The organism is Providencia sp. PROV261, from assembly GCF_028477945.1.
Classification (GTDB): Bacteria; Pseudomonadota; Gammaproteobacteria; order Enterobacterales; family Enterobacteriaceae; genus Providencia; species Providencia stuartii.
In genome coordinates, this window is record NZ_JAMPMC010000058.1 from 1 (window position 1) to 11,472 (window position 11,472).

At 40.2% G+C, this 11,472-nt stretch carries 9 protein-coding genes and 1 pseudogene; 8 read left to right on the forward strand and 2 right to left on the reverse strand.

Features of this window, described 5'->3' with window-relative positions; translation table 11 throughout:
• Positions 1 to 201: 201 nt before the first annotated feature.
• Complete coding sequence (locus PR675_RS20005; protein ID WP_272582931.1) at positions 202 to 1,206, reverse strand: hypothetical protein; 1,005 nt, start codon at positions 1,204 to 1,206, stop codon at positions 202 to 204.
• A 1,529-nt stretch (positions 1,207 to 2,735) separates the two neighbouring features.
• Between PR675_RS20005 and PR675_RS20010 the strand changes: the two genes are divergently transcribed.
• The 8 genes from PR675_RS20010 (at position 2,736) to PR675_RS20045 (ending at position 11,053) form a co-directional block, all read left to right on the forward strand.
• A complete protein-coding gene (locus PR675_RS20010) occupies positions 2,736 to 3,353 on the forward strand; it encodes an inovirus Gp2 family protein (protein ID WP_272582932.1) in 618 nt (205 codons plus the stop codon).
• Positions 3,354 to 3,452: 99 nt separating this feature from the next.
• Positions 3,453 to 3,692, forward strand: a complete 240-nt coding sequence (locus tag PR675_RS20015; RefSeq protein ID WP_272582933.1) for a helix-turn-helix transcriptional regulator — start codon at positions 3,453 to 3,455, stop codon at positions 3,690 to 3,692.
• Between the two features lie 531 nt (positions 3,693 to 4,223).
• Positions 4,224 to 4,523, forward strand: a complete 300-nt coding sequence (locus PR675_RS20020) for a hypothetical protein (protein ID WP_272582934.1) — start codon at positions 4,224 to 4,226, stop codon at positions 4,521 to 4,523.
• Positions 4,524 to 4,555: 32 nt separating this feature from the next.
• The gene (locus PR675_RS20025) at positions 4,556 to 4,888 is read left to right on the forward strand and encodes an HVO_A0114 family putative DNA-binding protein (RefSeq protein ID WP_272582935.1); all 333 of its coding nucleotides are present in this window, start codon (positions 4,556 to 4,558) and stop codon (positions 4,886 to 4,888) included.
• The gene (locus PR675_RS20030) at positions 4,878 to 6,131 is read left to right on the forward strand and encodes a DNA cytosine methyltransferase (RefSeq protein ID WP_272582936.1); all 1,254 of its coding nucleotides are present in this window, start codon (positions 4,878 to 4,880) and stop codon (positions 6,129 to 6,131) included. The genes PR675_RS20025 and PR675_RS20030 overlap by 11 nt, the downstream gene beginning before the upstream one ends.
• A 500-nt stretch (positions 6,132 to 6,631) precedes the next feature.
• Complete coding sequence (locus tag PR675_RS20035; protein WP_272582937.1) at positions 6,632 to 7,885, forward strand: McrB family protein; 1,254 nt, start codon at positions 6,632 to 6,634, stop codon at positions 7,883 to 7,885.
• Between the two features lie 85 nt (positions 7,886 to 7,970).
• Complete coding sequence (locus PR675_RS20040; protein ID WP_272582938.1) at positions 7,971 to 10,577, forward strand: restriction endonuclease-like protein; 2,607 nt, start codon at positions 7,971 to 7,973, stop codon at positions 10,575 to 10,577.
• 38 nt (positions 10,578 to 10,615) lie between these two features.
• Entirely contained in the window at positions 10,616 to 11,053 is a 438-nt protein-coding gene (locus PR675_RS20045; RefSeq protein ID WP_272582939.1) for a hypothetical protein, read from the forward strand.
• Here PR675_RS20045 and PR675_RS20050 read toward each other — a convergent pair.
• Positions 11,050 to 11,400: pseudogene (locus PR675_RS20050) on the reverse strand (IS1595 family transposase); the annotation flags it as partial. The gene PR675_RS20045 and the pseudogene PR675_RS20050 overlap by 4 nt on opposite strands.
• Positions 11,401 to 11,472: the final 72 nt, after the last annotated feature.

Here is an 11,472-nt window from a genome sequence, read left to right on the forward strand (position 1 = left end):
TATTTACCTACGCCCGTTTTGCCCATGAGGCCAATGGTAGGGGAGTAGTGAACGAGTTGATTAACTTCATGTAAGAGCTGGGTCTGCAGGTGTGACAGTGAGTTAGATAGAGTGGCTTTGATTAATGATGAAACAATATGTTCAGCAGACATAAAAATCTCCTTGTGATTTTACAAGGAGATAATATAGATTTAAAATAATTTAGAGATTAACGATAATATCATCAAGGTTAATGCTTGGTGGAATATTTTTCAACATTTTATTTTTTTGATTAAGAATGCTTAAAATTTTTCTGATTAATAAGGATTTATTTCTCATTCTTGGATGCTCATTAATAATATTGACAACGTAATCGTTTTTTACAATAAGGTTAAGATATTTATTTTTTTTACTTTGTAACTTTAGTTCATTATACTCTTGAATGATAGATTTTGTTTTTTGTGGCGATAAAAGTATATCACAGTAAAGATAACCATATTTGCCTTTTAATAAACAAAGGAACGTTGTACTTTTATTAACTGAATTTTCTTTCATGTCATTATGTCGTTTGTACTTAACATTCAGAAAATCGAAATAGCCGTATTGATGATTGATCTCTTCATGAAGGCTAATCACATTAAACCATCCACTATATTCAATTTTAAGTGAGAACGATGTTAATTTTAATAATTCCTTAATGTAACTCTCTATTTCTTTATGGACTTCATTAATTTTGCGTATTTTGTCGGCTATTTCTTCTGGATATTCTTTTTGGAGTTTTTTTAACATTTCCTCATGTAAAATTTTTAATTTCTTTAAAGATTCTTCATGTATAGGCGTGTCTTGCAGTGTTATTTTATCAATATGAATAAATAGTAATGGAATAATACATACTTTATCTTTTTGATGTGTTTCATTTTGGAGGTGAGTGTGAGTATAGCGTTTAATATCATGATATAGAGAATGTAATTCTCCATTAGTCACTTCATGTCTTATTGCATTCATTTGTGCATGTGATAACAGGTTTTCAATTCTTAATTTGACGTTACTATTGTTTATTTCTACTTCTACTTCTGGTATATCAACAGTTAGGGTGTTCCTTATTTGGCAAAGACTATTTGAATATGCTATTGGTTTTGAGTCTGAACCAATGACGATGCTTCTTAATTTAGTCGCTATCTCTTGCATTTTGGGGATGTCGTTATACTCTGAACGAGATGTAGCCATGCTCTCCTCGAGTATCCTTTCGATAAAACGCGATTCTGAAAGCCCGAGACATTTCGCTGTATTTGAAATATATTGAGCAAGTTCTTTTTTTTTGATGTTTACCGTCTTACGAATCATTTTAACCTTTTTTTGCAGCAGTTTTCATTAATAGTAAATGCAGCATATTTCACAAACATGATTCTGTATAGGCTTTGCATGATTTTTTTCCTACTTGATCACACTTTTCTTCGCGAAGAATAGGAAGCTGTAAGTCCCACCAAAAGAAAAAATTGTACATTTAATGATGAAGCTTAACCTCCTAGATTCGGTCAATATGCTGTCAGGTACTTCAATACAGTCATGCTTCTAACGATACACAGCAGGAAAGATCTCCCCATTTGAAAATTATTTATTACTGGCTCTTGTATTGATGTGATAATGAATAGAATTATATCAAGTGAGCAACATGAGCTTTATCTCCGCCGATGTATGATTGATGGTTGGATTGCAGCAAGGCATACACGAGAATAACGGCCTTTCAAACGAAAGGTTGTTTTAGTACCTAACGTGATAATAGTTTCCATACCAATATGAGTCAGTCATTATGATTCGTTTCTTTGTTCATTAAAATGAAGCAGTAGGAACGAAGATTAATATTTATGACTAAAAAATTATTTGTCTTAAATGAAGGCTATTTTAGCTATACTAATAAATAATAGCAGCATTAGGTGAGCTTTTAACACGATAAAGTGAGTTATCATACTGCTATAAATGTAATAAAAAATTAGCAGTCTTTAGGTGAGAATTTAGTAAATGTATTTAAATTTCATCAGTGTGGTGTTATTTAATAAATAAGACACTTACATAATATTAATAATAAATTTTCTTGTAATTAATTTGTTTTTAATGATGTTTAATATGGAAGTTTTTGTGTTATTCCATGAATGGGTAAAATAATCTTGATTGATTTAAAGATTGTAGGTGTCGCTAATCTCAGAGTGATAATTTGCTATTTTTCTTGCGAAGAGCAACTAGCCTATTAAAGTTAAATCCTAGGCTGTCTCATGGGACTCTAAGTATTTTTGAGATTGTATTTAAATGGAATTATCTACTAATTATGTTGGTATAGTAATATAACTAATATAACTAATTAATATAACTAACTAATATAACTAACTAATACAACTATGTATTATAACCAATATTTACATAACAAATGTATTCATGTAAACAATACATTTAAATATCAACACGACTATTCCAATACAAAAACCAACCTACACATCTAAAACGATACCTATAGACCTAGATTGGCATCATCTTCCATAAATCTATTAATGCGTAAATGACCTATATGGTTAAGCACATGTCTTATAAATCTACACTGACTTACCAACCTCTTATTCCCTTAAAAGTTCAGTTAGTATGACGATCTTGCAGCCTTAAGCAGCAGACTTAGATCGGTGAACTTATTCTCCTAATAACCACGCTGTAATTTAATACTGCCCTCCTATTGATATGACATCCAATCAACACAAGAGGAACACGTCATGTCAAAAAAGCTAAACCAACACTATGTAAACCAAATTAACCGTACCATCAATAAAGCACTAGCGGTACATAAACGCTTAACTGCCATACACCTTGATTTACGCTTTCCAATTACACCAGAAGATGTTGCAGATGACTCCACAGCAATTACCCGATTCTTTGAATCACTTAAGGCTAAAATCAAAAATGACCTTAAAAAGAAAAAAGAGGCTTGGAAACGTAATCTTTCCTGTGAACTACATTATTGTTGGGTGAAAGAGATTGGTGAAAAGAATAAACAAAAGCACTACCACGTGATGTTACTGCTTAACAAAGATATCTATCACTCCTTAGGGGATTTCAAAAAAGAGAGTGGAACCCTTTATGTCATGTTACAACAGGCTTGGTGCAGTGCCATCAAAATAGCGTATTTACCGTCTCGTCCATTAGTCAACATTGCGGGTAAAAATGTCACGCATTTATATCGTGTCGAGAAGGAAGAAACTGAAGATGGCATGTATACCTACATAGTGACGAATCAATCCCAAAATATCATTGTAAATCGAATTCGGTATCTCGCTAAGTTGCATACCAAGTTCAATGTGGATGGTGAACGGTCATTTGGATGCAGTCGGTAATTAAAAACTGGAGAAGGGATGTCATGACTTGAAGTGATATCCCTTTCATCAAACCGGTATCGCTTCTGACTTTAATTTTAAAGACAGGAGTTTTTCCTCATGACAAATCCAATTGAAACATCAACGGCCACAACACCATCATTGTTAAATGACCAGTTTATCGATATGAAATTCATCACTCAATTAACAGGCTTAACGGATAAGTGGTTTTATAAACTCATTCAAGACGGTGAGTTTCCAAAGCCAATCAAACTAGGTCGTAGTTCTCGTTGGCTGAAAAGTGAAGTTGAACAGTGGCTACAAGCGCGCATTGATGAATCTCGCTCACCAGACGAATGATACCCGAAGAGCATCGACCCGTCTTTGCACCCCATGGCACGCTGCTCAGAATGAGCATCCTGATTGAGAAATCATCGCCCCGTATCCACACAGCATGCTCTGCCTGCTGACTCTGTAGCCTGTCTCTGCGGTTGACTCCTCTCACAAAGAGAAATCTCACATCGTTAATTATCCCGTTAATGGCGTATAATTTCCAAAACAGCAGTCAGTTGACTGACCGACCACAGCGCAAAGTCAGCCTACCCGACAACACCCGCCCACGCATGTATTGTGTTAAAGGCAGCATCTTGGATGACTAAAAAGGCGATGAATCCTATGTAGGCTTATCGCCTTGCAGTGCACCGCCAGTCAACCTAAAGGCTGGGCGAGGATTAAAGGCTAAGGCAGACAATACCGTTAGTGTACTGGTTGTGTACTTGCTGTGATTGGTGATCGCCATTGCAATGAATGATGGAAAATAATCTTGTGATCTAATCAGTAGATGATAAAATGTAGGGCATGTATAAATGAACAGTTATCAAGGGCCGTGTAATGGAAGAGCTTAAATTTGGGTTTGATTCTCACGATATACCAGTAACGCTGATTAACAATACATCGCCAAACGATGCTTGCGCGTCGTTCTACTTTCGTCACGATGGTGAGTACTATCTGCTTTGGGTTGAGCACCAAAAAGTTGAGTATCGAGAGAGTGATGACTTACCAAGATATGCCATAAGCTGCGCCATCAACGAAGGGGATGATGAAAATCCCGAAATTTATAGCGACACATCCAAAAACGATATTTTTAGATCCGATGACGTTAAAGACTTGATCGCTTATTTCCATTCTTAGGTTTCATCTTCAATTTTTGTTAGTAGAGAAATATGAAAAACCTCAAACAATCGCGCTGCGTGATTGGCATTAAAGGGCAAATGCCCGACCCCGATTTCCCCGTTGATATCTGGTTCGATTCGCTGAAATCGGTGGCCAATGTGCTGTCGAAAGAAAATCAGCAGTTGTTAAAAGTAATCGCCGAACAACAGCCGAAATCGGTAACTGAGCTGGCCACGCTGACTGGCCGAGCTGTCAGTAATGTGTCGAGAACACTGAAAACATTGGGCAAGTACAACTTAGTTGAAATGCAAAGTATAAAAAACATGCTTCGCCCTACCGTCACCCATCAAGAATTTTTAGTAGTAGTTAATAATGAACAATAAAACCAACGTCCTTCTACAAGCAGAAGAAATGATTAAGCCCTTAGCACTTGAGCATGTGCCACAAGACAGTGACGTTGAAGCGGTAATTGATCAATGGTTACACGCCATTGCGACCGATAGCCAGTTTTACTGTAATCCAGAAATCAGCAAGCCAGAACAGCTCAAAGAGCGTGTAATCAGCCTGCTACAACAAAATGGTTTATACACAACGCGTAACGCGTTCTTTAATGATGTGTTTGGTGATTTAAAGCTAAAGCCTGATTTTGACGCTAAGTTTCGTTTTATCGACTTATTTGCAGGGATCGGTGGGGTTCGACTCGGTTTTCAACAAAACGGCGGCGTTTGTGTTTTTTCTTCCGAATTTGATAAGCATGCTCAGCAAACCTACAAAAATAATCATGGCGAGATTCCATTTGGCGATATTACAAAGATCCCTGCGAATGAAATCCCTGATCATGACGTTCTTTTGGCTGGCTTCCCATGCCAACCATTTTCGCATGCAGGCCTTAAATTAGGGATTGAAGATACCCGAGGTACTCTATTTCATGACATAGCCAATATTCTAGAAACGAAAAAGCCTAAGTTTGCGTTGCTTGAAAATGTGAAAGGTTTAATTAGCCATGATAAAGGCTATACGCTCAAGGTTATTTTAAAAACGCTAACCAAAATGGGATATAGCTGTAATATTCCTAAAAGTGTTATTGAGCATGGTTCTACAAAGGAAATTCAAGCCTTAGCCAAAGAAATGGTTCTGAAATCAGTGGACTTTGGAATACCGCAGAATAGACAGCGCATATACATCGTTTTATGGCGTGATGGCGAAGTTAAAAGTTTTGAGTACCCAAAACCACTAGGTATTGAAGTTAAAGTTGGTGATATGCTTGAGGAAAACCCAGATCCTAAATTAACTATTTCTGATAGATTATGGGAAGGCCATCAACGTCGAAAAATTGAAAATAAAAAAAATGGCAAAGGCTTTGGTTTTGGCTTAGTTACGGAAGAGTCACCGTACACTAATACTATCTCAGCGCGATATTACAAAGATGGTAGTGAAGTATTGATTGATCAGGTTGGAAAAAACCCTCGGAAGATTAGCCCAAGAGAGGCTGCACGATTGCAAGGGTTTCCTGATGAATTTGAACCAAGTTCTTCAAAAGTACAGGCTTATAAACAATTCGGTAATAGCGTTACAGTCAACGTGATTAATGCACTAGCGCGTCAAATATGCTCACTGATGGAATAGGAAATATGACAGATTTAAATACTTACTTCGATTCAGTTTCAGGGCAGTCTAAGTTTCCTTGTAGTCTCGGGAGGTTAGGAGGTTTTGTAAATTTCAGAAATAGCGGTCAGCGTGGCAGTGTTAAAGAGTTTACATTATCTTTAGAGTCAATTTTGAGCGGGCTAAAAGATATAAGGTCTAATTTAAAAGAATTTAGTTCGATGACTCGTTATGTTGAAAAGGAATGGCGAGATAATGGTTCTAAGTATTTCACTGATTTGATTCTTAATTCTATGATTACGGTTCAAACGAAGCCATGCTTTACTACATTTTCTAAAATAATTAATTGGGCAACTGAAAAAGATTTTTCTGATTATGACGACAATGTAATTGACTTAAGCTCTGAATCACTAAACGTAACGATAGAAAAAATAGAAAATTTAGCTTTATCTTTTTCACCAAATGAACATGCCAAAAATAAAAGAATAATAAATGCAGTAAAGCCGTTAGAAGCACAGCTTTTGTCCAAACCATTCCTCCTTCTCGCTGGCATCTCAGGCACAGGTAAAACCCGCTTTGTGCGTGAGCAAGCTAAGGCGTCTGGTAGCTTGGATGAAACTTATTGTTTGGTCTCAGTACGCCCAGACTGGCATGAGCCGAGTGACTTGCTGGGCTATATTTCACGCCTAAATGGCGCTGCTGAATACATCACTACCGATGTATTGCAGTTTATCGCCAAAGCTTGGTGTGCCATTGCTGATAGCAACTTAACCGTTGGTATGCAAGAGAGCGAAGACCAAGGCAAGCGTTTAGTCGTCGCTGGTGAACGTGATGCGTTAGATGAGGTGCTGCCTTACTGGCTGTGCTTGGATGAAATGAACCTTGCGCCTGTTGAGCAATATTTTGCTGATTATTTATCGGTACTGGAAACCCGCGAATGGAGTTGGACAGGTGATAGCTTTACCTACAGTTGCGATGCGCTATTGAAACCCGCCACCATTAAAGAAGTTGCGGGCAAAGAAAAGCTACGCGAAGCGCTAGGTTTTGATGACGCGCAATACGATGAGCTGTGGGCAGACATTTGCCAATATGGTTTAGGTATTCCGTTTAACCTGTTTGTTGCAGGCACGGTGAATATGGATGAAACCACCCATGGCTTTTCACGCAAGGTGATTGACCGAGCGCTGAGCTTTGATTTTGGCGCGTTTTTCCCTAACGATTATAATGACTTTTTCACTCCAACCAGCTGCAATAAACGCCTTAGCTATCCTATTTGGTCAAATGCCAGCAAAGCAGATTTAGCTGATACTTTTGATGCGGATGGCACAAAAACGGTTGCGTTTTTATCGGCCGTTAATGCCGTGCTAAAAAATACCCCGTTTGAGTTGGCGTTCCGTGCGCTCAATGAACTGCTGCTTGCGGTTGCCAGCAACCAACCACAAGATGACCTGACCTTAAAAGCCGTATGGGACGACTTTATGATGTGTAAGGTTCTGCCGCGCATCGAAGGCGATACCGACAAACTGACTACATCTGATGGTAAGGCTTTGTTGGTTGAACTGAATACTGTGCTGGCTGCTCAGTTAGCCCCCATTTGGTTAGCGTCTGACACAGACGAAACCAATCAACGCCCTGACTTGTATCGTGAGAAAATCGTGGCCGATGGTGCTACTGAAGAGGAAAAAGTACTGCGTATACCTTGCCGTTCAAAAGCGAAGTTGCAGTGGATGAGCGAGCGATTAGCCAGCGCTACCTTTACCAGTTTCTGGCCTTAATGAGTCGGTGCTGTTTGATGCCTTCTGCAATGAATGCAACCTATAAGCAGAACCCGTACAGTGATGGTGTAAGGAGTGGTAGGGAATGCCGGAGTTAATACGATTACAAACCCCTGACTTTGAGTTTTCTGTCTGGGCGAATGATATTAGCCAGAAGTTGAGCGTGTACCAGAATACAATGGCGCATAGGGCGAGCGCTAATGATGTACAACCTAGCTACGAATTGCGCTTTGCGCCAGCAGCGCAGCTGAGCAATGCGATTGAACCGCAAGGGCTAGTTGCAGATGACTTGGTACAAAGTGGGTTAGATGAAAGTGACTTAGCCGAAAATGACCTTGTTGCCAATGGCTTAGCGAAACATGCTGAGCTTACATTAAATTCCCCGCTGTTTTTTGAGAATACTCAGTACCAGTTTGAGTGGGTATTTTTTAGTGAAGTCACTAATGCGCGGTTAACCCACCGCAGCCAAAACGTGAATGAGGCATTTCGTTTTGCTCCCGAAGTAAAAACCGCAAGGGGCGTGGTGCCCGCACGTTTAACCGGCACCATTAATACCGGTAATGATGTGGGCTGGTTACGTTTGCCACTTACCTTTGAGCACAATGGCAAAACACAGACTCAGCACATAGCCTTTGAAGTGCTGCCAACCAAAATGGCACTTCACCAAGACTTGCCCGCCATGTACCAAGCTATAGACAAAGTTTACCCTCTTTGGCGCTTTAGTTTGGTCGAAAAAACCGAGCAAGATGCAGCGACCAGCCAGCATCGTGGGCATTTTCCACTGATGTGGTTAGCTAATTTTGCCGCGTTACGGGAGCGTTTTGAGCAAGGCTTAAAAGTGATTTGTGCAGCCCCTCATAGCCGTTTGCAACCGACGGTAGCCAATATTAAAGCGGCTAAATTAAAAGGCCGCTTGCCACATAAGTTAGCCGAGCAAGTTACGCAAGACTTTGCGAATGGCCAGTACGATAAGCGCTATGCGGTCGAAAAAAAGCAACTGAGTGTCGATACCCCAGAAAACCGTTTTATCAAAATGGCGGTGAGTAAAAGTAAGCGGCAATTAGCGGAGTTTGAACAAAAGCTTAGGCAGAGTAACCAAGCGCCAGAGCGGCAACGGTTGTCAGATTCATTTTTAAATGAGCTGCATAGTTGGCAACAACCGCTGCAAAAAGTGTTAGGTCAGAGTTTTTTTAAAGAGGTTGGCGCATACACAGGGTTAAGCCGTGAGTCGTTAGTGCTTCAGCAAAAAACCGGTTACAGCACGGTGTATCGTATTTGGCAGGAGCTGAAATTTTATTTAGATGTGTTTGGCAATCAGTCGAGCATTTCAATGAAATCAGTGGCAGAGATTTACGAAGTGTGGTGCTTTTTGTGTTTGAAGCAGATTTTAGAGCAAGACCTTGGCTTTGAATTGGTGGAAAACGGGACGACTAAGCTCGCCCAAAATGACTTTTTTGAGTACCAACTAAAAGATGGTTTTGCTGGAGCCTTTCGTTTTAAACGCAGCGATGGTGTGACCGCTAGGCTGGCACACGAGCCGAAATTTACCAAAAAGGGCCAATCAATCCGCTCGTACTTGGTTAACCAAGAGCCGGATATTGTGTTGGAAGTGACACTGCCTAAAAGCGCTGATTTAACGAAAGCAGACTCATCAGAAGAAAAGCAGTTTATTTGGCTATTTGATGCCAAGTACCGTATTAAAACCGAGAAAAACCGCTTTGATGACAGTAATGAAGATATCGAAAGTAAGGATTACGTACCAGACGATGCCATCAACCAAATGCACCGTTATCGGGATGCTTTGATTCGCCTATCAGAGCCGCACGATTCTAAATCACCATCAAGTGGAAACGCTGGCCAACCTGCCAAAAAAAGCCGCCCCGTTTTTGGTGCGTTTGCTTTATACCCAGGCTTTTTTGATCAAACAACAACTCCCAACCCCTACGCAGCCGCGATAGAAGAAGTGGGTATTGGCGCATTTGCCCTCTTACCTAGTCAAAATGGGCCTAGCCAAAACGAACTTAGTCAAACTGAATCAACCCAGACTAAGAGCAGTTATTCCGGCCATCAATGGTTGCTAGAGTTTTTGCAAGCGCAAATTGGCACTGCGCCAAATGCACAAACAGGACAGGGCAATGAAGTTATTTACCCTGTGGCTGGCATGGCGGAAAGGCTCTACGTACAAGACGCTGCACGCATACCTTATTACGGCATGCGCCAAGTGCTGTACCCTGATTTGACGATGACAGTGGCATTGGGTGGGCAACGTGGCCGTGATAATGGCTACTTTGAACAATTTGAGCAAGGCACAGCGCAGTGGTATCACCTGCCGCAAAGCATGTTTTTGCAGAAATTTAAGCAGCATATTGCCGAGGAAATTCGCTATTTAGCGTTGGCGTCTACCTCAGACATTGAAAGTTCAACCAAGCAAATTGACAAACTTTGGCCGGTTAAACGAGTCACCGTGTTACCACGCTACGCCATTACTGAAGATCAAGCGGGTAAGAAGTCAGGTTCTGCTGATTTGTATTATTTATTTGAGCTTGGCAAACCGCTGTCACTGCAAACGCCAGTGACCAATGTGCCGCATCACCCAATGAAAAACTCGATGAAACTCACAACCTTAACTCGCCTAGAGAGCGTCACTAAGTTTACCGAGGTTGAAAAAGTGTACGAAGCGGCAATGGTGTGAGGCTAAATGTTCAACTTTAACTGGATTAAATTACCATTATGGTAAATAATGCGATAAATGTAAGTGCCTATATTGATGCGCAGCCACCTAATGAAGCTGGCAGTGACAGAATCTATACCGCAGACGGGCCTCTTTATTCATCAGAGTTGGTTAGGACATTGCTCTCAACCGCTGGTGACAACACTAAGCTATTGACTGAACGTTGTAGAAAAGATGTTCAGACAATGGGATTGGATATTGATGAAGTTAAACAGCTAGTTTGTGCCGCTCTGAGTTCAGGAAGTTACCTAAAATCAGAATGGTGCATAGTTGGTCAAACTGATAAGGCTATTTCTTGGGCTGCATGTGATAGTTATCGGCTGTTTAGAAATGAATGGGTGGAGTATGCGCGTAAAGAAATGCGCTACGAATACTATGTGAAATTTGCGATAGGCAAGACAGGTAAATTGTTAGGGGCTGTCCTAGATAAGGTTTAAATTTTACCTTTAACTATCTGTTTTAGAATAGTTAATTGTTGTTTTGCACTAGGTGTGTTAAATCGCCACTCACATTCCTTTAAATACAGCTCAAAATGTGCCTTCGGGATGCCGTTAAATTTACGCATGTGACGCTTCGCTTGGTTCCAAAAATTCTCAATGCCATTGATGTGATTTTGCCGGTCTTTTTTGTCGACAAACTGAGTGCTGTGGTTGATTCTGTAATGCTTAAAATCACTTACATCCAGTACGTCATAACAGGCAAAATTATCCGTGTAGACGATGCTGTCAGGGTAAATTTTTGACTCAATTATCGGCAGTAATGTCCGCGATTTAGCATCGGGTATGTCTAGATGAGTTCAATGACAAAGCCAGCATCATCGACGCCTTCTTTAAGTTCGCTCAGGCGGAGCAGAAGT